This window comes from Anaerotignum sp., from assembly GCF_030625865.1.
Lineage (GTDB): Bacteria > Bacillota > Clostridia > Lachnospirales > Anaerotignaceae > Chakrabartyella.
The window spans coordinates 85016-107728 of the sequence record NZ_DAOUQB010000003.1; the positions used below are offsets into that span (position 1 = coordinate 85016).

A 22713-nucleotide genomic window follows, 5' to 3' on the forward strand; every position below is an offset into this window, starting at 1 on the left:
AGTCAGGCAAACAATTTAATAAAGCCAAAACCTTACAGGGCAATTTTGAAGCGGCTGTGTTCTTCGCAACTGAAAAACACAGCTGCTTTTTTTGCGCTCAAAATCAAAATGAAACGCATGAAAAGCGAACTGCAAACCCTGCGGTTGTTCAGCCCCCTCTTCCCCCATATCTACAGAAAAAACGAATGGGGTGATCATTATTTGCGTGATTTGAGATAATCTTGCATCTTTATTTGTGTTGGTTTTCTTTATGGTAAGATATAAACTACTCAAGTAGTGTTGACAATTTCACACGACTGTGGTAGTGTAAACGTGTCGACAAAATTACTATAGTAGCGAGGAGGCTATTGTATGGAAATCAAACTGTTTGATTCTGAATTAAAAATTATGAGTGTCCTTTGGAAGGAAGGCGATATGACTGCAAAGAAAATTTCTGTTATCCTCAAAGAGCAGGTTGGCTGGAATATGAATACCACTTATACACTTATCAAAAGGTGCATTAGTAAAGGTGCAATTGAACGTAGAGAACCTAATTTTTTGTGCCATGCATTAATTGCACAAGAGCAGGTGCAGGAGCAGGAAACCAAGGAACTGGTAAACAAAGTATTTGATGGCTCAGTCGATTTACTTTTTGCTTCTCTTTTAAACAGGAAGAAACTGTCCGCAGAGGAAATCGAAAGACTAAAGCAGCTTGTTGATCAATTGAAATGAGGTGACCGTATGGATATTTTCCAAATGAGTCTTTCCGGGACGGTTCTCATTGTTGCAGTTATTATTATCCGCGCTCTTGCCCTTTACAGGCTGCCTAAAAAGACATTTCTTGTTCTGTGGGGCGTTGTGATCTGCCGCCTGTGCATCCCGTTTTCTATCCCGTCTCATCTTAGCTTTTTTACAGGTATCAACCTGTTGAAACAGACATTTTCAGAGATGATGATACCCGATGCTGCAATGATGACAAATAATGTTCTTTTGGGTACAATGCATACCGTTGAGAATGGTGCGACGAGAGTAAGCATTTCACCCATAATGCTTATTTGGCTCACGGGCGTATGTGCCTGTTCATTATTTTTTATTGTAACCTATATCAAATGCTGCAAAGAATTCCAAGCATCTCTGCCTGTAGAGAATCGCGCTGTGTATCAGTGGTTGTGGGAACAGCCTATGAGGCGTAAGGTTCAAATCATGCAAAGCGACAGAATCAAAGCGCCGCTGACTTATGGGATATTCCACCCCGTGGTGCTTCTGCCTAAAACAATGGATTATATGGACGAAACTAAGCTGAAATATATTTTTATGCACGAGTTTGTGCATATTCGGCGATTTGACAATCTGACGAAGCTGCTACTGGCATTGGTTTTGTGTGTGTATTGGTTTAATCCGTTGGTATGGGTTATGTATGCGCTGGCAAATCGTGATATCGAGCTTTCCTGCGATGAAACTGTGCTGCAGAAATTCGGTGAAACAATGAAATCTGCCTATGCTATGATGCTTATCAGCATGGAGGAGAAAAAAAGCAGATTATCTCCTATGTGTAGCAACTTCAGCAAAAACGTTATTGAAGAAAGGATTATGTGTATTATGAAAATAAAAAAAGTCACTATGTTAAGTATAACAATGGCCACTATACTTGTGGCTGGTACAGCAACCGTGTTTGCCACATCCGCCAGTGCGGCAGACACGGCAAAGGAAACTGCAACCCAATATATAGCTTCTACAACCGAATCAGATTTGCAGAATGGCTTAACCTTAACCATTAATCAAATTAGTTACAATGATTATCAAGATTGGTTAAAAAAATACAAAATCATGATTCAGGAAGAAGTTCAGAACGGTAGTTTATCGCAGCAAACTGCGGATAAAACCATCCAAGAACATGAACAGATTTTAACTAATATACAAAATGGAGATCAGGTTTCACTCAAGGTTGATCCAAACAAGGAAGAAGTGCTCATAGTTCCTCAAACGGATTTTAAAGTGACGGAAATTGAAGACGGTGTTATTACTATAGAATAGCTAAACAAAAAAACAGTAGCAGGGAGAAACTTTTACATGGAGATATCCCTTAGAACACTGATGACAGCGAAAAGAAATCTTGGTGTGCTATCTGAAAAGGTTGGTGATAAATGGTTTTGGAAGTTACCAAATCAAGAGTGCAAGGATGCTCTGGACGACATTAGAAATGTAAAACCATCAAAATTGTGTTATATTTTTTGTGGTATAAAGGCTATGGCTTACAATACAAAGAAATTTAAAGAGAGTTAACTTTACAAAAGGTTGTTAATATGATATGATTCTGCCTAGGTAAAGTAAAAGGAGTTGATTTATCCGGTTCATTGTAACAATTGAATGAATTGGAAACGAATATTTAAAACAACATTTTAATCCAAATAAGTTATTTGAAGCCACTAGTCTTTGATGGTTTATTTGTGATACGTTGTTTTAACTATTCTGAGTGATTATTTAGCGTCTCAGAATTTCTGAGGCGTTTTTTTGTTTTTAAAAGTTTTTTTAGTTTTTCCTTTTGAAAACAAACACAGAATAAATACTGTTTATTCTGAATTTATAACTTTACCTAAAATAAAACGAAATATTAAAATAAAGGAGAATTAATATTGAAAATTATAGATAATAACAAAATTAACCTTTCGGTACTAAAAAATTCAATTCAGCAACCAGATATCTTTAAAAAGGGAACTGATAAATTTTGGGAGGACGAATATATTTCAGAGCAGATGCTGAATTTTCATTTGAATCCCGATATTGAGGCTGCCAGTAAGACGAAAGAAACTATTGATTCAGAAACAAGTTTTATAATTAAGTTAACGGATATGAAGGAAGGGAAAGATGTATTAGACTTGGGTTGTGGACCAGGACTTTATGTGAAGGAGTTTGCTAAAACTGGAGCAACAATTACAGGAATAGACATTTCTGAAAGGTCTATTAACTATGCAAATGAAAATATAAAACCGGAGTATGAGAAAACTTTTTTCATTAAAAAGAATTATCTTGATATTAACTTCGAGAAATCTTTTGATATAGCAACACTGATTTTTTATGATTTTTGTGCACTTAGCCCAAAGGAGCAAGAGCTATTGCTTTCAAAAATACATAGATCCTTAAGAGATAACGGGATTTTTATATTGGATGTAGTTACGGAAAAAAAAGAAACCGCAACTTTAACGAATGTTTCTATAAGCCAAGGAGGATTCTGGAGTCCTAAACCGTATATAGAAATACTTAATACCTATTTGTATGAAGAACCAAAGACAGAGGGGTTGCAATATACCATTATTGATGAAGAGGGTATCACAAAGGTTATAAGAATTTATCATCGATTATTTAGTTTGACAGAGATTACAGAGATGCTTACGAAAAATGGATTTAAAATTGAAAAAGTCTATCATAATTTAAAAGGAGAATCATTGACCGAACATTCAGATACATTTGGTATTATAGTTCGCAAAGTATAGTTTTTTTTCAAAGGTGACTATGGATAGATATATCAAATAAAGTTTGGTTCATCTTTTTAATGACATTTCTATATTGAAATAAAAACCTATTCAACGTCCTTTTGCAAGGATATTCTGGAGCGTCATAGGAATGTAAACGGATAGCAAAAGCCGCCACGGAAGATAATACCGGGCGGCTTTATTTTTTTTGCCAAATTAGTTGAGAGCATGGGCAATAGATTAGCCATGTATCCAATTGCGGAACTGTTTGGGAATTTGTTCTTTCGACAAAGTATCATGAACGGCGCAGGTACCTGCTTTTTTAGCAGTTTCATAGTACCAATGCTTGTACTCCAATACACGTAGCGTGTTTTGCATCCGAGCCAGCTGCTGTTCTACAGACTTTCGTTGTCGATCGATTAGATCTAGCCTCTGGTCAATCGTAGCATCACCTGCCATGCACCAATCAATAAAAGTTTTAATATCACGAATAGGCATTCCAGTTTGCTTCAGACACTCAATGATGGTTAGCCATTCCATGTCTTCATCCTTAAACATTCGAATTCCACCACCAGAACGCTCCACAAAAGGCAGCAGCCCTTCCTTATCATAATATCGCAGCGTGGAAGCTGCCACGTTCAGTTTCTTTGCCATTTCGCCAATGGTATAAAACATTTTCAAAATCCTCCTAAAAAGGCTTGACTTAAAGTGGACTTTAAGTTGTATCCTTTAATTGAACTATAAGTACATTATACGAATGACATTTCTGTTCGTCAACAAAATTAGGAGGTTAAAATATGAGTTTTCAAATGTATGTCCCTACCCGTATTCTTTTTGGGGAGGGTCAAATTAATAATCTTCATGGTCAGACCATGCCCGGTAAAAAAGCATTCCTGGTTATTTCTAATGGCAGATCCACAAGGGAGAACGGTGCACTAGCTACAGCGGAAGCTGAGTTGAAGACTGCCGGTGTAGAAACAGTTCTCTTTGACCGAATCATGGCAAATCCCCTCAAATCTACAGTGATGGAGGGTGCTGCTGTTGCCCGCAAAGAGGGCTGTGATTTTGTAGTTGCCCTTGGTGGCGGTAGCGTTATGGATGCGTCCAAGGCCATTGCAGCCATGGCAAGCAACGACGGTGATCTGTGGAATTACATGAACGGTGGTACCGGTAAAGGTAAGGTGCTGAAAAATGCACCTCTGCCCATAATCGCTATCACCACAACTGCCGGTACCGGTTCTGAGGTAGATCAGTGGGGCGTGGTTTCTAACGAAGAAACCAATGAGAAAATGGGTTTTGGTGGTTATGATTCGCTGTTTCCGGTTTTAGCAGTGGTTGACCCCGCTTTGATGAAATCTGTTCCCGCAAAGTTTACCGCTTATCAAGGCTTTGACGCTCTGTTCCACAGTGTGGAGTGTTACATCTCCGCAGCAGCTAATCTCATGAGTGATATGTATGCCCTGACCGCCATTGAAAATATTGGCAAGTATCTTGTCCGTGCTGTTAAGGACGGGGGCGACATGGAAGCTCGTGAGGGTGTTGCTTTCGCAAATACACTTTCCGGTGTGGTAATGACCATCAGCGCCTGTACCAGTGAACATTCGCTGGAACACGCCATGAGTGCATTCCATCATGACCTGCCCCACGGTGCTGGCCTTATCATGATTTCTAAAGCGTATTTTACTTTCTTTATTGAAAATCATGCCTGTGATGACAGATTTGTCCGTATGGCACAGGCTTTGGGCATGGAAGAAGCTAAGGAGCCGATGGATTTCATTCTTGCATTGGATCAGCTTCAGAAAGACTGCGGTGTATCAGACTTAAAGATGTCGGAGTACGGCATTTTGCCCACTGAATTTAGCATCCTTGCGCAGAATGCACGTACTACCATGGGAGGTTTGTTTGGTTGCGACCGTGTGCCGCTTTCTGACGATGCCTGTGTTGCTATTTTTGAAAAATCTTATCAGTAAAGGAGAAACCACATGGAAAGACCATATATTTTCTGCCACATGATGACTTCTTTAGATGGGAAAATCATGGGCAATTATATGAGCACACCCGAAGGCTCTGCCGCAGGGGATGCGTTCTATAACATTTCATTCGGGAAAGAACCTTTCTATAAGCATCAAGGCTGGCTGTCCGGTCGTGTGACTACCGACGATAATTTCACCTTGTACCACAAGCCTCAACTGGACGAAAACGCACCAAAAGTGCCAGAAGGTGACTATATCGTAAACACAAATGCCGGAATGTACTATATTTCCATCGACCCCAACGGCAAGCTGGGTTGGGATAAAAACACCTTAACCTACATTGACACTGCCGCCCATGTGATTGAGGTATTGACGGAGAAAGCGTCTAACGCCTACAAAGCGTTTTTGCGCATCTTGAATATTCCATACATCATCGCCGGTGAGAACACTCTGGATTATGGACTTGTTCTCCACAAGCTGAAAACCTTGTTTGGCATCGAAACGCTGATGCTGGGTGGCGGCGGAGTGATGAATTGGTCGTTTTTACAGGCAGGAATGTGCGACGAATTAAGCGTGGTGATTGCTTCCGTAGCGGATGGATCCACACAAACTCCCACCCTCTTTGTGCAAAAAGAGGGACTGACCACCAATGCACCTGTTTCATTTGACCTGCAAAACATTCAGATTATGAATGGCGGCAGCATTTGGCTGCGATATCTTGTTAAAAAGGAGAGTTGATATGAAAACTTTAATTTTATACTATTCTTATACAGGAAACACCCGCAAAATTGCGAAAATGATAGCTGAAAAAATTGACAGCGATTTAGTGGAAATCAAAACAGTAATGCCTTATGAGGGGAGCTATGACGATGTAGTAAACCAGGCCCAGCGAGAGGTGAATAGTGGATTCCATCCGGAAATTTTTCCACTGGATGTAAATATGAAAGATTACGACACGGTTATTTTGGGGTCACCTGTTTGGTGGTATACCTATGCACCTGCAGTGGCAACCACGCTGTCCCAGTTGTCTCTTGAAAGAAAGACCGTTTATCCCTTTGCTACCAACGCAGGCTGGTTGGGGCATACCTTTCAGGATGTGTCAAAAGCCTGTGTTAATGCTAATGTACAAAAGGGGCTGAATGTACGCTTTGATGAAAATCGGCTGATCACTTCAAATGCCGAAATAGATAAATGGATAGAGTCCATGCATGAGGAGGTATAATCATGAACCCAAAAGAGGTAACTGCGGGGCATGATGCGCTGGGCAAATTTGCTCCAAAATTTGCACAGTTAAATGATGATGTGTTGTTCGGTGAGGTATGGTCGAGAAGCGCTCAACTGGCACTCCGGGACAGAAGTATTGTCACTGTTACGGCATTAATGGCCTGCGGAATTCTGGATAGTTCCCTTAAATTCCATTTGAACGAAGCCAAAAGAAACGGCGTTACCAAAACAGAAATCGTTGAAATTATCACTCATGCAGCTTTTTATGTAGGCTGGCCAAAAGCATGGGCGGCGTTTAACATGGCAAAGGAAATCTGGGTGGAGGAAAACAAGAGTATTGGAATCGACACGCTGTTTCCTCTTGGCGATCCGCTGCCGGAGGCCTTTGCAAAATATTTCATTGGGAATGCCCATCTATGTATGCTGACCACAGAGCGAGTTCCAATCGGTCATGTTACCTTTGAACCAAGCTGCCGCAATAACTGGCATATCCACTACAAGGGCGGTCAAATTCTGTTGGTTACCAAAGGAAGCGGCTGGTATCAGGAATGGAATAAGCCTGCGCAAGCACTGCATCCCGGTGATGTAGTGAATATCCCACCGAATGTCAAACACTGGCATGGTGCTGCAAAGGACAGCTGGTTTGCACATCTGGCTGTTGAGGTTCCCGCAGAGGGCGCATCAAACGAATGGCTGGAAGCGGTAAACGATGAGGAGTATTTTAAACTAAATGAATATTAAATCCTGCTTTCTTGTAGATCCAGCCTTTGTTTGCAGCTGGATCTATTTTATTAAACAGGAGCATATTCCCTAAAAATCCATTGATCGAAATTAACACCACCCTTATGCAAGGATTGACCAGGAAGTGTTGGGGATATAGGGAAACCCCGCCAGTTGAATGTAAAATCTGAACAGGATAAAAATGAAGCGTTACCTTTTCAATGGACATCATGTATCTTGTCGTGACCCATCCCAATTTTACTGCATGGATAGATGATTAAGAACGAACCAATAATGACGATCATCACGAACATGTTCAGTGAAAAGGATTATTGATTTTATTCGTTTTTGCGTATATACTTTAATCAACATACATGATGGAGGAATACAAATGCTTGATTATATATCTGTGCAGCAGGCGTCTGATAAATGGGGGATCTCCAAGCGGAGAATACAAAAGCTCTGCGAAGAAAACAGAATTGACGGCACGGTTCGTTTTGGTCGTGCATGGGCGATTCCTAAGGATACACCAAAACCAGCAGACGGCAGGCTGAAAGAAAACAAAAAGTGAAGATAATATCACACATGATAAATTGATGACACATTCAGGCGTTAAACTTATTATATTTCTCTGATGAAAGGAAGTGAAAACGTGGCAAGACTTTTAATCGTCGAAGATGACCCGGATACAAATGATAGTATCTGTGAGTACTTGAAAGGTGCGGGGCATCAGGTTCACGCGGCTTTTGACGGGCAACAGGCGCTGGATTTATTTGAAAGTTTTCCAATAGATGCTATTGTTTTAGATATTATGCTTCCCAAATTAAACGGTATGGAAGTTCTTAGAGAAATTCGTCAAAGTAGTGATGTCCCGGTTTTGATGCTGACGGCAATTAAGGACGAGCAAACACAAATTGCCAGCTTTGACGGATTGGCTGACGATTATATTACCAAACCTTGCTCCATTGTGTTATTGGGAAAACGCATTACAGCATTACTTCGCAGGGCTGGAAAAGGTAAAGATGTGCGTAGCTGGGAGTGGAAAGACCTTGCGGTTAACTTTTATGCCTACACTGCCTACAAGGGTAACGAACCTATTGATTTGCCTCAAAAAGAATTGCGATTACTTAAATTTCTGATAGATAATCAAGGGTTGGTTTTGACACGAAATCAGATATTGGATGAATTATGGGGGTTGGAATCGCCCGAATCCGACCGTACCATTGATCTGTATATCAGCAGGTTGAGAAACAAGCTGGGAATTGATTGCATCAAAACAATCAAGGGAATTGGATATAAGCTTGAGGGATCAGAATGAATAGAATAAAATTATTTCCTAAAACCTTTTTATATACGCTGTTTCTCATGGTGGTTATCACCTTGATCGGTCATGCTCTGATTTATGCTTTGATGCCGATTGTTTATGTCAATCAAAAAGAAAGCGCCATGAAAGAAAACCATCACGAAATGGTGCAAAGGCTGCAAAGCATGGACGCCGGGCAGGTAAAAGAAGAAACCGAAAAATACGCGCAGCAGAACCAAGTGTTTGCAAAGCTTAATTACAACGGGGAATCCCTTGTATATGGATCAGTGTACATTCAGGATATTGCGAGTAGTGATAATGCTCGTTTTTCATTTCAGGCTTCCTCTTTTGATGGCAAGTCGGGAGGACTTCCTCCCAACACCATTGAGATTGAGAATGGAATAAAAAATGTTATTTTATATCCATCTGCGGAGTTTATTCGAACAGAAGAAACCTTCACCAGTCCATCGGGGCAGTCCTGTAGCTTAGAAACCATGATAACCCTTCAACCTGTCAGCGAAGCGAAAAGTGTCGTGCTGGAGCTGCTCCCTTTTACGCTGCTGCTCTGCCTTATTGTCTCTGTGTTATTCGCTCTGTTTTGTTCCAAAAGGCTGACAAGCCCCATTACTCATATTTCCAAAACAACGGAGCAAATGGAGCAGCTGGACAGAAAGGCTGTTTGCCAGGTGAACAGTGAGGATGAAATCGGAAAGCTTGCGGAAAATGTTAATTTTCTTTATAAAAGCCTTCTCTCTACGATTGACAGCTTACAGAAAGAAATCGATCATGTCAGCGAGGTAGAAAAGTCAAAAGTGGATTTTATGCGGGCTGCTTCCCATGAACTGAAAACACCCGTTACGGCAGTCGGCTTTATGCTGGATAATATGATGCTGGGCGTCGGCAAATTCAAGGATCATGATACTTACTTACCAAAATGCAAAGAGTTGATCGAGAAGCTAAGCGATATGATCGGGAATATTCTGGATACTTCAAAGCTGAATTTTTCTGCCGGGGATGAAGAAGTGCAGGATGTGCCGCTCGGTAAGCAGTTGATACAGGTGATCGACCCTTATTTGCTGATTGCCAAGACCAAGGGGTTGCTTATGGAAGTAAATGTGCCTGAAGCACTTATCGTTAAGATACCGCCGGAGGCGTTTTCCAAAGCTGTTTCCAACGTCCTGTCCAATGCGGTAGGCTACACTGCTGTCGGAGGACAAATTCGGGTATATACCCAAAAGGGAAAGCTCATTATCGAAAATGAATGTACCCCTCTTGCAGCAAAGGATTTAGAGCATATCTTTGAACCCTTTTACCGCCCGGATTTCTCAAGGGCAAGAAACAGCGGCGGGAGCGGTTTGGGCCTATATATCACAGCACAAATTTTAACTGCTTATCATTTTCAGTATTCTTTTGTTCCTTTTAAAAAAGGAATGAGGTTTACAATTTCTTTTTAGTTTTCAATGGATACCCTTTGCTAAAACAGGCAGAGGGTATTTTTTTGCCCCAAAATAATTTTTGCTATGACAAACTGGTGAAATATTGGACGGATACAATACAGGAGTAACAACAAATTTACTTTTATCAAGGAGGATAAGGTCTGAATGAGTTTTAGCAAACGTCCATGGTTATCCATTACACGAAAAAAAAGTAAAAGCACACTACTCTTTTTTATCCTGCCAGTTGTCGCTGTTGGGCATCTGCCAATATGACCAATCCGTAAGCGGTCAGATGAACTATTGTGTAAAGCTCAAGTGCGGCAAGGTACAGGTACTGGAACGACCGGCTCATGATACGCAAAAAGGTAAGTAAATAACAGTTCAACAGACGGAAACAACTTGATAACTTATAAAAAAGAAAGGAACTTACATGATGAACATATCGGTACAAAATCTCAACATGACCTATCCAACTGGGAAAATTGCTTTGCGGGATATTTCCCTTGACATAAAAAGCCCCAACTTAATCGGGCTGTTAGGCCCGAACGGTGCGGGGAAATCCACCTTTATGAATTTGCTAACCGCTGGGCTTTTGCCCACAGGGGGCAGTATTCTTCTTGATGGCGAACCTCTTGTACACAAAGAGAAAAAATTAAAAAGCAAGCTTGGCTATCTTCCTCAGAGTTTTGGACTGTATGACGAGCTGACTGTTTGGCAGTTTCTTGATTACATGGCGGCGCTGAAAGGGATAAGGGACAACAAAAAAGACATTGAACGAGTAATTCAGGAAACCAATTTGAAGGATAAGCGGAAAGCGCGAATCCGAACACTGTCCGGAGGCCAGCGTCAGCGGGTCGGTATTGCACAGGCGCTTTTGGGGAACCCGGAATTGCTTATTTTTGACGAGCCTACGGTTGGTCTTGATCCGGAGGAACGAATCAGCTTCCGCAACCTGTTTTCCAAAAATGCACAGGATAAAATTGTCCTGCTTTCCACCCATATCATTGAGGACGTACAATCTGTGTGTAACCGTCTGATTGCAATTAACCACGGTAAAATATTGTTTGACGGAACGCCTGAACAATTGATTTTGTCAGCGCAGGGACACGTGGGGCTTTTGGAAAATCAGCAGGAGGAACAGGGATTTAAGGTAACTGCACGGGTAAATACTGCAAACGGTGTTCATTATCGCATTGTTGCCAAGCAGTTACCGTTTGGCGCGCAGGTGGTGGAACCTACACTGGAGGATGCCTATATGTACCTGATTGGCAAGGAGGGAGATAAACAATGAGCTTCTTTTCCTACATAAAGGTAGAAACAAGCCGTATCTTCCAGTCGAAATCCACATGGCTGGTCATGGTGCTTACGCTACTTTGTCCCTTAATAGGATATAGCGTTCATCAAACGGCTGTAACGGCGACTACCGCCAGTTTTGTACTGGCAAATCCTGTTCTGGCAGGGGGACTGGGCGGCGGGATTTTGTTTGCGCTCCTTGCGCTGTATGAATTTGATCGGGTATACAAGTACCACACCGATGCTTTAACGGAAAGCATTACTTCCCCACTACTGTTGGGCGGTGCAAAACTGATTTCCCTGCTTGCAGCGGCACTTGTCACAACCGTTGCAGCCTCTGTTCTTTATCTACCCTATACCGTCTATCGGATGGGCGTGGTATTTAACTTTTTAGAATATCTGGATTGTTTTTTTATCCTGATGCTGCCTTCCCTTTGGCTGTCGATTTTAGCGACAACTGCATTTTATCAGATGATCCGCCGGGTGGATCTAAGTTTTGTTCTTTTTGCTGTATTTACTTTTTTCAGTTTGAGTCCATGGGCAGAAAGCGAATATATCCTGCGGTGGATTAATCCGCTTGTACCGGGATTATCCGATGATTTCAGCAATGGGATTATTTTTCGTACGGCAGTCTATAACCGCCTTTTCTGGTTGAGTATCCTTTCGGGAATATGGTTTCTTGGCTTACTGTGTGTGCGTAATTATCGGAAAGGGCTATTTGGTTCTTTTACACATAATGTCCGAAAGGCTTACCTCCTGGAACTATCCATCGCTTTCCTGTGCTTTGGTGTTTACCTTTATCATGCAGAACCATATATCGACCATTCCCCAGCAAAAATTTACGGTTCGGGGGTTGGAGGTACACAAACAATTGTGGCGATGGATAGTCCTTACGCTGAGGAAAACTCCAATCTTACACTGGTGTCCACACAGCTTGAGACGGACATTGAAGCTTCCCGTTCCCGTCTGAAAAGCACAGCGGTATATCAACTGAAAAACAGTAGCGGTAAGCCCCAGGAGTGTATTTTGCAGATAAATCCGGGCTATACCATTGACCATATTACCGCTAATGGGGAGGCAGTATCTTTTACGGACAAGAAGAACGACCATGAGCATATGAAGGATATTGCGGTTTCTTTACCCTCCGAAGAAGAAATCAGGCTTGAAGTCAGGTATGAAGGCTACCCTAAAATATGGTCGGAAACCCGCAGACATTTATCCGGACATAAGATTGAAAAGGATTATGTGGAATTGGGCGGCATCCACCTTCGGCCTGTTATAAATGCGTCAGACGAAGGTGCCGGAGTTACCGGAGAAATCACCCTCCCGTCAGAACTTGAACTGATTTCATCCGGCAAGACGGCACAGGTCATTCAGGTTAATACAGACGGTACAAAAACATGGCGTATTGACGATCCAAGCGGCTCTGCCAGCCTGTTTGCAGGGAACTATGTTAAAAAAGAATTGTCTGGCAGCGTAGCCCCAATCTACTTTTATTACAGCCAAAAGCATGAAAATAAGATGGAAAAGCTGGAAATTGAACAAATTTTGGAGAATACCATTACCTATTGCACAAATCAATTCGGCCCTTTGGGTTACACGGAAGTTGAACCATTCAGTATTTTAGAAACGGCTGGGCATATGTTCGGTGGGGGTAGTTCCGGTAACTTGAACATTATGGACGAATCTCATTTTAGTGAGGATGGATTTATCAACTTCCATAGTGGGGCAACTATTGCTGATAGCATTTCTACGGAAATTATTCAGACGTGGTGGTTGCAAGGCGCTATGGTTATGGATGCTGAAAATTCTGACTGGACGAATGGAGGCCTGTCCGTTTATGCCGCCTATCGGATGGCAAAGGAGATGTATGGAGAGGGGTATGCCATAGAGAATCATGTGAAAGAATGGGAAAAGGCATGGAGCAATATGAACCGCAATTTTTATGTACGACATCCTGAGTATGCAAACATACTCCCGGAGAAGTACATTGCCGATTTACAGGTGGAGTTTTCCACCATCAGAACCCATGCGGGGATGGCACTGAAAGTTTATAAAGCTGCTCAACTCATTGGTGAAGATAAAATGGATGCCGTTCTGACTGAACTATATCAAAACGGAGGTACAGAGCATCCGCCTTTTATCACATGGCACGATTTTCTGAACGCTTGCGGTTTAAAAGAGGAGGAATTGAACATTGATGAAGCTATTTAAGTATGAGTTGCGACGTAATTTATGCAATAAGTTTTTTGTAGGCTTGCTTATTATCACGTTTTTATACAGTTATCAGGTGATGGGAGGTGAAATTGTGCTGGGAACGGCAAATACGGCTCCGTTTTCCTTATGGAGCTTTGGCATGTATCTTTCAAGAATGCTGCCAATTTTACTGATTACCCTGCTGTTTTTCGTATCATTTCTATACTCCAGACAGGAACAGGAGGTACGCCGCATTACCGAGACTACCCCTATGGATCAGAAACAGCTTGGGTTGCTACGCTGCTGTGCAATAATGGTAGGGTTTGTGTGTATCTCCGTTGTTTCTGTTGGCGTAAGCCTGTGGTTTTATGCGGTAAACTTTCGATATACGGATTTCAGCCATTTTTTGCTGCCTGTACTGCTGACACTGATTCCTGCTATGCTGTTTTTCCTCGGTATCGGCGTTATAATAGGCAAGATACATCCCGCTTTTATTTATATGCTGATGCCGCTTGTTTTTCTGCTTGGGTATCTTCCAATGCCGAATGCCCTTGATTTATTCGGGAGCAGCTTTTTTCAGAAAATGCCATTGTCCCTGCCAATGGGAGCAGGGGGAGAACCCGCTTTCACTGTACCGTTTTCCGTGTGGATCGGAAAAACCATGTATGCAGCCATAGGCGTATTTTTAATTATTTGGGGTGTGACTTGCAAGTCTGATAAGACGCAGCAGACCCATAAAGTAAAGCCAGGAACATCAATATGAAATGGTTTTTATAATAGATATAACAGAAGAAACTTTTCCCCATTATCGAGCTGTTAATAATGGAGGCAGAGAAATGGGACAAGAAAAAAACAATATATATGTCGCGGTGGCCAGAGCGAAAAGATTTATGCTATTTATCTTATCCTAGGCAATAAGCTGCAATTTTGTTGGTATAAGCCATAAAAGTAGAAAATGCAGTATTTCAAGGTTCGAAAAGCGACGATCAGCAGGTTGGAAAAGGGATTGTATAATCCGTCCTTTAAAGCTGGCAATGGATATTGCAAAGGTTTTTGATGTCGGTGGGAAAACTTTTTGAATTTTATGAAGAGAAACAGCCATACTGATTGTAAAATGACAGTATGGCTGTTTCTCTCTTTTTTATTGATTTATTCTTGTACAGCCGCTGCTACAAGGCCGGTCTTAGATAGATCATCTGAGGAATTTTTGTTAGAAGTTTCTAGGGGAGAGGCTGTTGCTTCTTGTACAGCTTCATTGGCGGCATCTTCTGCAACTTTTTGCGCTTCCCGTTTAGCCAATTCAATGTTCGCATCTGCTTGTGTGATTTTTCCCTCATCTACAAGTTTGTTGATTTGCTCCTCAGTCAGACCACTCAGGTCAACTGCGGAGGAATCTTCAGCGGATCCTTCCGATGTGGTTTTTGCTACTGCTTTTGTATTAGTTAAAGTTTGATTTGATTGTGCAAGGGTTTGGTTCTCTGTTGATTGTGCTTTTTGCGCTGCAACAGCAGCACGACCTTCCGGACTAATTTCTATTACATCCATTACAGGGGGCTTGGTTGTTGATTTCGTGTTGCTTTCTGAAACATCTTCTGTTTCTGCAACACCGGTTAATGCTGCTGCAAGCTCGTTGCTTTCTGCTGTTTTCTTTTTATTCTCTTCCTGAAGTTTATCAAATGTATTTGTTGTGTTACTTAAACCATTAATTGATTGAATCATATACTCCACCGCCATCCTTTCGTATTTTACTAAAATAATACCATATTATGGATATAAATGGGTTAAATTGTTTGATTTTTAATTTAATTATAAAGAACAAACAAACTTCCATTTTTGCGTTATGATTTATATAATACAAAATTTCAAAAAGATACTTCCTTTTTTCGTATAAGTGCATCATTCTTTTGTAGATGGCGTACGTATTATTAAATTGCTGGATTTTTTGCAAATTTTTTTGGAGCAATTTAACCTCAAATAAAAACTGAATGGGGCTAAAACAAAAAAAATCCAAATTATGTTATTATTTTTCGCTGTTGTGGTATACTTATTTCATAGCTTACGGAAAATTGAGTATGTAAGGAGACAAAACATGAGAATACCAAAGCATATTGGCGTAATACCGGATGGTAACCGCCGCTGGGCGGTGGAAAACGGTCTGGAGAAAAAAGACGGATACGATCGAGGGCTGAATCCCGGGTTGGAAATGTACAAGCTTTGCAAGAAAATAGGTGTGCAGGAAATCACTTATTATGGATTTACGGTGGATAACACCAAGCGTCCCACGGAGCAAAGGCGCTCTTTTACAAATGCCTGCGTAGAGGCTGTGAAACTTCTTTCTGAACAAGATGCAGAGTTGCTTGTTTTGGGAAACACAAATTCCAAGATGTTTCCCGAAGAACTGAAACCCTATACAACAAGGAAAACTTTTGGCAAGGGCGGTATCAGAATTAATTTTTTAGTAAACTATAGCTGGGAATGGGATACAGGATATGTGAAAAATGAACTAAAGGGGCCGTTAAAGTCCAATGATGTTTCTCGTGTGGATCTTGTGATACGCTGGGGTGGCAGAAAGCGTTTGTCAGGATTTTTGCCGTTACAATCTGTTTACTCGGATTTTTATTTTATTGATGATTTCTGGCCGGATTTTAAAGAAGAACATTTGGACGAAGCAATTCGTTGGTATAGTAAACAGGAAATAAATCTAGGCGGTTAAAAAAAAGCATCATCCAACAAGGATGATGCTTTTTTATGTGAAGAAACTATAATGTTTCGAATTCGTCTAATAACTCTTTAAATAAAGTAAGGGCTTTTTGAATAGGATCAGCCGTGGAAAGGTCAACCCCTGCACCCTTTAACAGGTCAATAGAATATTCACTATCTCCTTTAGAGAGAAAATCCAGGTATGCGTCTATGGCAGGTTTGCCTTCATCAAGAATTTTACGGGAAAGGGCAATGGCTGCACTGTAACCGGTTGCATATTGATATACATAAAAAGCATTATAGAAATGGGGAATTCTTGCCCATTCAATATCAATTTCCTCATCAATGGTGATATTCTCTCCAAAATATTGCTTGTTTAAATCACGATAGATTTCATTCATGCATTCCCAGGTCAAAGGCTCTCCTTGTTCTGCCATTTCATGGGTGATTTTTTCAAATTCAGCAAACATTGTTTGACGGAATAAAGTGCCACGGAACTGCTCTAAGAAATAATTGATTAAATATTTCCGCATTTTTTTATCTTCCGTTGCATGAAGAAGATGTTCCATAAGCAAGGCTTCGTTACAGGTTGAGGCAACCTCTGCCACAAAAATTTTATGGCCGCTGTAAAGATAGGGCTGTTTTTCCCAAGTAAAATAACTATGCAATGCGTGACCCATTTCGTGGGCTAGGGTAAACATACTGTTAATGGTATCATTATGGTTTAGCAAAACAAAAGGATGGACCCCATAACTACCCCAAGAATAGGCGCCGCCCCGTTTTCCCTTGTTTTCGTACACGTCAATCCAACCGCTGTTCATTCCCATTTTCAGAGCTTTTATATAGTCGTCACCTAAAACATGGAGTGCTTTCGTAACGGTTTTTTGGGCTTCCTCATAAGGGATTTTCACATCAGCTTCTGACACCAGAGGCACATAAAGATCATACATGTGAAGTTCATCTACGCCCAACTCTTTTTTGCGAATGTCTACATATCTATGAAGAAGGGGCAGGTTTTTATGCACCGTTTCAATGAGGGTATCATATACCGATAAGGGAATATTATCATCGGTTAAAGCCATTTCCATTGCGGAGGTGTATTTTCTTGTTTTTGCAAAAAACACATCGCTTTTTACAGAAGCGCTGTAAGTTGCCGCAAGGGTATTTTTCTGGGCAAGATAAACACGATACAAAGATTGAAAGGCTTCTTGTCTGACTCTTCGGTTTGGGCTTTCCAAAAAGGTAACATAGCGGCCTTTGGTCAACTCCCTTTGGTTACCTTCTTCATCAGTAATCATGGGGAATTGAATGTCCGCATCATTGAGCATTGTGAAAATGTTCTGGGGTGCGCCTCCCAATTCGGAGGCTTTTGCCAAAAGCTCTTCCTCAGCAGGGGAAAGGGTATGATCCTTTTGTCTCAGCAGAGAATCAAAATAGTGATCATATATTTTAAATTCTTGGGAAAGTTCCTTACGAAAGCCTGCCAGTTTTTCTTCCGGAATGCTGATGATTTCCGGAGAGATGAAAGAAACTGTTGCAGAATACTGAATTAACAGCATTTCAGCACGAGATGACATGCCTTGATAAAAGGCGTTGGCACTATCTTCATGCAGACGCATATTTGCATAGGTAAAAAGTTGATCTAAGGTGAGGGAAAATTCACTGTTTTTTACTAAGCAATTTAGGAGAGTCTGGGCTGAGTCTGCCAGATGGCCGACAAAGGCTGACATTTCCGGCAGCTTCTTTTGCAGAGCGGCAAAGGTTTCTTCCCATTGGGAATCCTTTGCATAATAATCCTCAATATGCCATTTAAAATCAGGATTTGCCTCTTTTCTTTCGGGTAGAACATGATTCATGATATCATCCTTTCTGAAAGAGAATTTATTGAAATTTTATTTATTTATACAAATGTTTTTTCTGTGATAGTATACCACTTTTTTGTTGGGATATGAAGGAAAAGAGAAGATTTTCTTGCTACCCTTAAGAAATCATAGTATGATAGCAACTGAGGTGAAAAGTATGAAAAATGGGTTAAAGGTATTGATCGTTGCCTCTGAGGCGGCACCCTTTATAAAAAGCGGTGGTTTGGGTGATGTTGTGGGGTCGCTGCCAAAAGCTTTAAAAGCGCAGGGTGTGGATGTTCGTGTAGTGATTCCTCGCCATATGTCTGTGAAAAACAGTGAGATGCAAGACGTGAAATATCTTGGAGAGTTTGATGTGCATTTATTTTGGCGTATTCAGCGGGCAAAAATATTGGTAAAGCCCCAAGAAGTACCCATTTATTTTATAGAAAATGATTTTTATTTTGGTCGTGGCAATCTATATGGCTATGGTGACGACAATGAACGCTTTGCTTTTTTTGGAAAAGCGGTTTTGGATATGATGGCGATGCTGGACTTTTATCCCGATGTTTTGCACTGTAACGATTGGCAGACGGGACCCATTTGTTTATATTTGAAAGAGATTTACAGCAAGATGATTTATTATTCAAGAATTAAAACATTGTTTACCATTCATAATTTGCAATATCAAGGGAATTTTGACAAGAGCACCATGGAAATTTTGGGTGCACCTTATTACTGCTATGAAAATGGAAATGTGGAGTTTTATAATAATGTCAGCTATATAAAAATGGGATTGACTTATGCTGACAGGATTTCTACGGTAAGTGAAACCTATGCCAAAGAAATTCAAACATGGGAATACGGCTATGGTATGGATGGGGTTCTGCGCAGCCGCAAGGATGTTTTGAGCGGAATCATCAATGGAATTGATTATAAGGCGAACAATCCAGAAACGGATAATTGCATTGTTTGTAATTATGATGAGAACCATTTGGAAAGAAAAAAGGAAAACAAAAGGGCGCTTCAAGAACGTTTGGGGCTTGAACGAAGGGATATCCCCATTATTTCTATGATTACTCGTTTGGCTGACCAGAAGGGTCTTGATATTTTGTCCCATGTTTTTCATGAAATGATGCAAAGAGATGTACAGTTTGTTTTGCTTGGAACAGGGGAAACAAGGTTTGAATATTTTTTCAGAGAAATGGCAAATCGGTATCCGGGAAGAGCCAGCTTAAACATTTTTTTTGATGAAACTTTGGCACAGCAGATTTATGCCGGAGCGGATATGTTTTTGATGCCTTCCAGATTTGAACCCTGCGGCTTAGGGCAGATGTTCAGTCTGCGTTACGGTACGGTGCCTATTGTAAGAAAAACGGGAGGTTTGGCGGATACCATTTCTCAATATCAGCCCGAGACAAAAGAAGGCAACGGCTTCTTATTTGAATCCTATGATGGAGGCGGTATTCTTTGGGCATTGGATCAGGCCCTTCAAGTTTATAACAAGGGGAAAGAAGAATGGAGCCATGTTGTAAGAAATGCCATGAACAGCAACTATTCGTGGGCAAATTCGGCTTCAAAATATATTAAGCTTTATGAAATGCTGAAAGATGAAGCAACACCAAAAGAATAAGGCAAGAGCAAAGCCTTGGTAGAAAGAATTAAAAGTTAAACAATTTATGTTTAATGTGGATTTCTTTTTGCGAGGCTTTTTTATATGCTTTACAAGCGTAAAAAAGCGGATTATATTATATGAAAAAATAAATTTTTATGTTTTGTCTGAAAAAGACGGAAAAGGAGCCATGTTTTTATAGTCAAAAATTGAAAAAGAGTGTGAAATATAGTAAGATGAAATTTATGATATAAATTGTTCAATGGGAAGGAGCAGCCTATGGGAAAGAGCCAAAAGGAACGGAAAGGAAAAGACAAAGGACTAATTATGTTGCTGATCGTGCTGACTTTGGTTGGTGGGGCGGCAGGATATGTTTACATAGATACTTTTCATGGGACAGGGAAGCTTCAGGGGTACTTTTCCAATGTATTTCAGAAGAATTCTTCAGAGGAGGAACCGGAGAGTACTATGAAAACCAGCAAAAAAATGTCTATAGATGAGAGCAGTCGTACTACATTTCAAATTTTCGGAAAAAGCTTTTTACTTTGCACAAAGGATGGTGTGAAATATTTTAATGAAATGGGTGATCGTAAGTGGAATGATACGTTTAATATGACCATTCCTCAAATGGTTTCAGAAGGAAACTATGTGGCGGTAGGGGACATGAGCGGAAAAACGATTCGGGTTTATGGTGAAAATGGAATGCTGTATTCGGTGCAAACAGAGGGAGAACTGATGCAGTTTGCTTTAAACTCCAACGGATATTTATCTGTCATTTCCAAGGGGGATAATGCATATTCTATCCAGATATATAATGCAGGCGGAACATTGTTAAAAGGGCGTGTGGAGGAAAGTGATGGGGTATTTCCCCTATCCTCAGATGTTTCAGATGATAACAAAGCTTTTGTGGTAAGTTATTTAGATACTTCGGATGTGGAACCCATTGGGCGCGTCTTGTTTTTTTACATAAATCCCGATGACAGCGAGAACTATACAGACAGCATGTTTGCCGCGGTTGAAAAAAGTGGTGAAATTATTCCCGTTGTTGGTTATATGCAGAGTGGAGTGGTTGCTGCTGTTTCCGATAGTTTTGTGTACGGAATCTCTTCCGCAGGGCAGGAAACTTGGAATTATCCTCTGGAAAACAGGGTGCTGCAAGTCTCTTTATCAAATAAAAGCTATGTAGTTCTTGCATTGGGGGACGCAATTGCAAACAAGGATGGTCGAGAAAAAGGCGCCATTTGCTGGATAGATAGCAGTGGAAAGGAAAGTGCTTCTTACCAAGGCGACGGCGATGTAGATTATTTACAGGTATCAGAACAGGGTGTTGTTATTGGCGTGGATAAATTGTATTTCGGATTAAGGCATAATGGAAAGTTGGACTGGAGTTATCGGGCAACTTCTAATGTACGAGATATTTTGCCTATGGAACGGTTGGAGCAGGTTATGCTTGTAACAAAAAATGAAGCCATGATTACGGAAATGAAAGGAGACCGCACAGCAAGAACTATAGTTTCAGAGGAAACGGAAACAGAGCATGAGGTTGTGGGCGGTATGGCTGAAACGGGGGATACGACAACAGATAACGAGGCTCCCTCCGAGGCGGAACGGCAAATTTCAGATTTAGATGAGCCGCAGACCCAAACAAACGAGGCGGAATAACAGCAAGGGTGATTTTTTATGAAAGAAGAAGGTGTGAATTATGGAACAAATGCCATTGATTTTGGATGGAGCGGTAATACTTTGGATTATATTTTGTGCGGCTAACGGGTACCGTAAGGGATTTATATTGGAGGCACTGAGTTTTTTGCCCATGGTGGCAGCGTTGGTAGCTGTAAAATTTCTTACACCTGTTGCGGGAAAGCTATTGCGGCAAACACCAATGTTTGGATCTTTAGCCAGTTCTATTGGGAAATCCATGCAGTTAGATACGCTGGTGAATAATGCGGCGATGCATTCCCAAACAGAGATTATTCAAAACATACAATTGCCGGATTTTATGAAGAATGCACTATTGGAAAATAATAATCCTGTGATCTATAACTTATTGAATGTAGACGGCTTAAAGGACTATATTGCTGGATTTTTGGCTAATGTATGCATAAATGTTGTTAGCGTAATTCTTGTTTTTATCGTTGTTTTAATTGTTGCAAAAGTTGTATTAAAAGCATTAAATCTTGTTAGTAAACTTCCGATACTGAATTTTTTCAATCGCTTTTGTGGCTTGCTGGTTGGTGGGACAAAAGGAGTTTTTTGGGTTTGGCTTATTGCCATTGTAATGACTTATTTACAGTGTAATGTAAAGCTGCAGCCGATGTTTTCTGCACTTAACCAATCTGTTGTTGCATTATTTTTATATGAAAATAATATTTTGATGTATTTAATTCTTACAATTTTTGCTTGATAAAACCAGCGCTTTTAACGGTTTTAGATACCATGCGAAAAAAAACGAAAAAAATTGTTGACAAAGAAGTTTATACATGATAGTATGTTTAGGCGGTCGCAAAAAGGCCGTAAAAATAAGAAGTTATACTGTACCTTGAAAACTGAATACAAGAAAAAATAGAGTCAATCGAGAAAAAATAAATTTTCTTTAGAAATAAATGTAGTAAAAGTTAGCAGACGATGCTAACAAAAACCGTAGTATCGCTACTACGAAACATTCCAAAGAACAAGCTAAGATGATTGATTTGATGAAAAAGAGAGTCAAAGCAATTAAGGAAGTTTTTTCATTACTTCGTAATGAAAACCGATTTTTGTTTTGATATCGCATTGCTCTGACATTTCTACGAAATGTTAGGTTGCAGTACTTAGTACATCAAAACAAAAATCTAACGAACTGGTCAAGCAAGAAAGAGCACAAGGAGAATGCCTTGGCACTAGGAGCCGATGAAAGACGTGATAAGCTGCGATAAGCTTCGGGGAGGCGCAAATAGCCATCGATCCGGAGATTTCTGAATGGGGAA

General features: G+C 40.6%; 22 protein-coding genes and 1 rRNA gene. 20 read left to right on the top strand and 3 right to left on the bottom strand.

The annotated features are described in order from the left end of the window. The first annotated feature begins 351 nt into the window (after positions 1–351). The 4 genes from P9Q65_RS01880 (at position 352) to P9Q65_RS01895 (ending at position 3470) form a co-directional block, all read left to right on the top strand. Positions 352–711: a BlaI/MecI/CopY family transcriptional regulator gene (locus P9Q65_RS01880; RefSeq protein WP_304507387.1), complete on the top strand. Its 360-nt coding sequence runs from the start codon at positions 352–354 to the stop codon at positions 709–711. A 9-nt stretch (positions 712–720) separates the two neighbouring features. Then, the gene (locus P9Q65_RS01885; RefSeq protein WP_304507389.1) at positions 721–2013 is read left to right on the top strand and encodes a M56 family metallopeptidase; all 1293 of its coding nucleotides are present in this window, start codon (positions 721–723) and stop codon (positions 2011–2013) included. A 36-nt stretch (positions 2014–2049) separates the two neighbouring features. Beyond that, complete coding sequence (locus tag P9Q65_RS01890; RefSeq protein ID WP_304507390.1) at positions 2050–2262, top strand: hypothetical protein; 213 nt, start codon at positions 2050–2052, stop codon at positions 2260–2262. 350 nt (positions 2263–2612) lie between these two features. Further along, positions 2613–3470: a class I SAM-dependent methyltransferase gene (locus P9Q65_RS01895; RefSeq protein ID WP_304507392.1), complete on the top strand. Its 858-nt coding sequence runs from the start codon at positions 2613–2615 to the stop codon at positions 3468–3470. 219 nt (positions 3471–3689) lie between these two features. Here the strand turns inward: P9Q65_RS01895 and P9Q65_RS01900 are convergent, their stop codons facing one another. Then, positions 3690–4124: a MerR family transcriptional regulator gene (locus P9Q65_RS01900; RefSeq protein ID WP_304507393.1), complete on the bottom strand. Its 435-nt coding sequence runs from the start codon at positions 4122–4124 to the stop codon at positions 3690–3692. A gap of 122 nt (positions 4125–4246) precedes the next feature. Here P9Q65_RS01900 and P9Q65_RS01905 point away from each other — a divergent pair, with 122 nt between their 5' ends. The 11 genes from P9Q65_RS01905 (at position 4247) to P9Q65_RS13360 (ending at position 14505) form a co-directional block, all read left to right on the top strand. Continuing rightward, positions 4247–5419, top strand: a complete 1173-nt coding sequence (locus P9Q65_RS01905) for an iron-containing alcohol dehydrogenase (RefSeq protein WP_304507394.1) — start codon at positions 4247–4249, stop codon at positions 5417–5419. 12 nt (positions 5420–5431) lie between these two features. Continuing rightward, a complete protein-coding gene (locus P9Q65_RS01910; protein WP_304507396.1) occupies positions 5432–6160 on the top strand; it encodes a RibD family protein in 729 nt (242 codons plus the stop codon). A 1-nt stretch (position 6161) separates the two neighbouring features. Beyond that, complete coding sequence (locus tag P9Q65_RS01915) at positions 6162–6644, top strand: flavodoxin (RefSeq protein ID WP_304507397.1); 483 nt, start codon at positions 6162–6164, stop codon at positions 6642–6644. Positions 6645–6646: 2 nt separating this feature from the next. Beyond that, positions 6647–7387: a carboxymuconolactone decarboxylase family protein gene (locus tag P9Q65_RS01920; protein ID WP_304507398.1), complete on the top strand. Its 741-nt coding sequence runs from the start codon at positions 6647–6649 to the stop codon at positions 7385–7387. Positions 7388–7757: 370 nt separating this feature from the next. Further along, entirely contained in the window at positions 7758–7937 is a 180-nt protein-coding gene (locus P9Q65_RS01925; protein ID WP_304507399.1) for a DNA-binding protein, read from the top strand. A gap of 81 nt (positions 7938–8018) precedes the next feature. Continuing rightward, complete coding sequence (locus P9Q65_RS01930; RefSeq protein WP_304507401.1) at positions 8019–8684, top strand: response regulator transcription factor; 666 nt, start codon at positions 8019–8021, stop codon at positions 8682–8684. Beyond that, a complete protein-coding gene (locus P9Q65_RS01935; RefSeq protein ID WP_304507402.1) occupies positions 8681–10123 on the top strand; it encodes a sensor histidine kinase in 1443 nt (480 codons plus the stop codon). The genes P9Q65_RS01930 and P9Q65_RS01935 overlap by 4 nt, the downstream gene beginning before the upstream one ends. A gap of 412 nt (positions 10124–10535) precedes the next feature. After that, on the top strand, positions 10536–11396 hold the full coding sequence (locus P9Q65_RS01940; RefSeq protein ID WP_330695130.1) for an ABC transporter ATP-binding protein: 861 nt from the start codon (positions 10536–10538) through the stop codon (positions 11394–11396). Beyond that, on the top strand, positions 11393–13612 hold the full coding sequence (locus P9Q65_RS01945; protein WP_304507404.1) for a hypothetical protein: 2220 nt from the start codon (positions 11393–11395) through the stop codon (positions 13610–13612). The genes P9Q65_RS01940 and P9Q65_RS01945 overlap by 4 nt, the downstream gene beginning before the upstream one ends. Beyond that, the gene (locus P9Q65_RS01950; RefSeq protein ID WP_304507405.1) at positions 13599–14357 is read left to right on the top strand and encodes a hypothetical protein; all 759 of its coding nucleotides are present in this window, start codon (positions 13599–13601) and stop codon (positions 14355–14357) included. Before P9Q65_RS01945 ends, P9Q65_RS01950 begins: the two co-directional genes overlap by 14 nt. 1 nt (position 14358) lies before the next feature. Continuing rightward, complete coding sequence (locus tag P9Q65_RS13360) at positions 14359–14505, top strand: 3'-5' exonuclease (RefSeq protein WP_442870828.1); 147 nt, start codon at positions 14359–14361, stop codon at positions 14503–14505. 238 nt (positions 14506–14743) lie between these two features. On the opposite strand, the gene P9Q65_RS01955 is transcribed toward P9Q65_RS13360, so the two are convergent. Then, the gene (locus P9Q65_RS01955; RefSeq protein WP_304507407.1) at positions 14744–15313 is read right to left on the bottom strand and encodes a hypothetical protein; all 570 of its coding nucleotides are present in this window, start codon (positions 15311–15313) and stop codon (positions 14744–14746) included. A gap of 370 nt (positions 15314–15683) precedes the next feature. Here P9Q65_RS01955 and P9Q65_RS01960 point away from each other — a divergent pair, with 370 nt between their 5' ends. Next, positions 15684–16307, top strand: coding sequence for an undecaprenyl diphosphate synthase family protein (locus P9Q65_RS01960; RefSeq protein WP_304507409.1), 624 nt, complete (start codon positions 15684–15686; stop codon positions 16305–16307). 46 nt (positions 16308–16353) lie between these two features. Here the strand turns inward: P9Q65_RS01960 and pepF are convergent, their stop codons facing one another. Further along, positions 16354–18150, bottom strand: a complete 1797-nt coding sequence (gene pepF, locus P9Q65_RS01965) for an oligoendopeptidase F (RefSeq protein WP_304507410.1) — start codon at positions 18148–18150, stop codon at positions 16354–16356. A gap of 163 nt (positions 18151–18313) precedes the next feature. Between pepF and glgA the strand changes: the two genes are divergently transcribed. From glgA to P9Q65_RS01985, 4 genes are all read left to right on the top strand, one after another. Next, positions 18314–19768, top strand: a complete 1455-nt coding sequence (glgA, locus tag P9Q65_RS01970; RefSeq protein ID WP_304507411.1) for a glycogen synthase GlgA — start codon at positions 18314–18316, stop codon at positions 19766–19768. Positions 19769–20026: 258 nt separating this feature from the next. After that, positions 20027–21409 carry a DUF5711 family protein gene (locus P9Q65_RS01975; RefSeq protein WP_304507412.1) on the top strand — a complete coding sequence of 461 codons (1383 nt, stop codon included), beginning with the start codon at positions 20027–20029 and terminating at the stop codon, positions 21407–21409. A 40-nt stretch (positions 21410–21449) separates the two neighbouring features. Beyond that, entirely contained in the window at positions 21450–22151 is a 702-nt protein-coding gene (locus P9Q65_RS01980) for a CvpA family protein (protein WP_304507413.1), read from the top strand. A gap of 437 nt (positions 22152–22588) precedes the next feature. Then, positions 22589–22713: ribosomal RNA gene (locus P9Q65_RS01985) — 23S ribosomal RNA — on the top strand; the annotation flags it as partial.

Coding starts and splice junctions, on each gene's coding strand:
- P9Q65_RS01885 (WP_304507389.1), top strand. CDS start 721: ATGGATATTTTCCAAATGAGTCTTTCCGGGACGGTTCTCATTGTTGCA.
- P9Q65_RS01955 (WP_304507407.1), bottom strand. CDS start 15,313: ATGATTCAATCAATTAATGGTTTAAGTAACACAACAAATACATTTGAT.
- P9Q65_RS01910 (WP_304507396.1), top strand. CDS start 5,432: ATGGAAAGACCATATATTTTCTGCCACATGATGACTTCTTTAGATGGG.
- P9Q65_RS01950 (WP_304507405.1), top strand. CDS start 13,599: ATGAAGCTATTTAAGTATGAGTTGCGACGTAATTTATGCAATAAGTTT.
- P9Q65_RS01890 (WP_304507390.1), top strand. CDS start 2,050: ATGGAGATATCCCTTAGAACACTGATGACAGCGAAAAGAAATCTTGGT.
- P9Q65_RS01920 (WP_304507398.1), top strand. CDS start 6,647: ATGAACCCAAAAGAGGTAACTGCGGGGCATGATGCGCTGGGCAAATTT.
- P9Q65_RS01935 (WP_304507402.1), top strand. CDS start 8,681: ATGAATAGAATAAAATTATTTCCTAAAACCTTTTTATATACGCTGTTT.
- P9Q65_RS01960 (WP_304507409.1), top strand. CDS start 15,684: ATGAGAATACCAAAGCATATTGGCGTAATACCGGATGGTAACCGCCGC.
- P9Q65_RS01945 (WP_304507404.1), top strand. CDS start 11,393: ATGAGCTTCTTTTCCTACATAAAGGTAGAAACAAGCCGTATCTTCCAG.
- P9Q65_RS01905 (WP_304507394.1), top strand. CDS start 4,247: ATGAGTTTTCAAATGTATGTCCCTACCCGTATTCTTTTTGGGGAGGGT.
- P9Q65_RS01980 (WP_304507413.1), top strand. CDS start 21,450: ATGGAACAAATGCCATTGATTTTGGATGGAGCGGTAATACTTTGGATT.
- P9Q65_RS01915 (WP_304507397.1), top strand. CDS start 6,162: ATGAAAACTTTAATTTTATACTATTCTTATACAGGAAACACCCGCAAA.
- P9Q65_RS01925 (WP_304507399.1), top strand. CDS start 7,758: ATGCTTGATTATATATCTGTGCAGCAGGCGTCTGATAAATGGGGGATC.
- P9Q65_RS01880 (WP_304507387.1), top strand. CDS start 352: ATGGAAATCAAACTGTTTGATTCTGAATTAAAAATTATGAGTGTCCTT.
- P9Q65_RS13360 (WP_442870828.1), top strand. CDS start 14,359: ATGGTTTTTATAATAGATATAACAGAAGAAACTTTTCCCCATTATCGA.
- P9Q65_RS01975 (WP_304507412.1), top strand. CDS start 20,027: ATGGGAAAGAGCCAAAAGGAACGGAAAGGAAAAGACAAAGGACTAATT.
- glgA (WP_304507411.1), top strand. CDS start 18,314: ATGAAAAATGGGTTAAAGGTATTGATCGTTGCCTCTGAGGCGGCACCC.
- P9Q65_RS01900 (WP_304507393.1), bottom strand. CDS start 4,124: ATGTTTTATACCATTGGCGAAATGGCAAAGAAACTGAACGTGGCAGCT.
- pepF (WP_304507410.1), bottom strand. CDS start 18,150: ATGAATCATGTTCTACCCGAAAGAAAAGAGGCAAATCCTGATTTTAAA.
- P9Q65_RS01940 (WP_330695130.1), top strand. CDS start 10,536: ATGATGAACATATCGGTACAAAATCTCAACATGACCTATCCAACTGGG.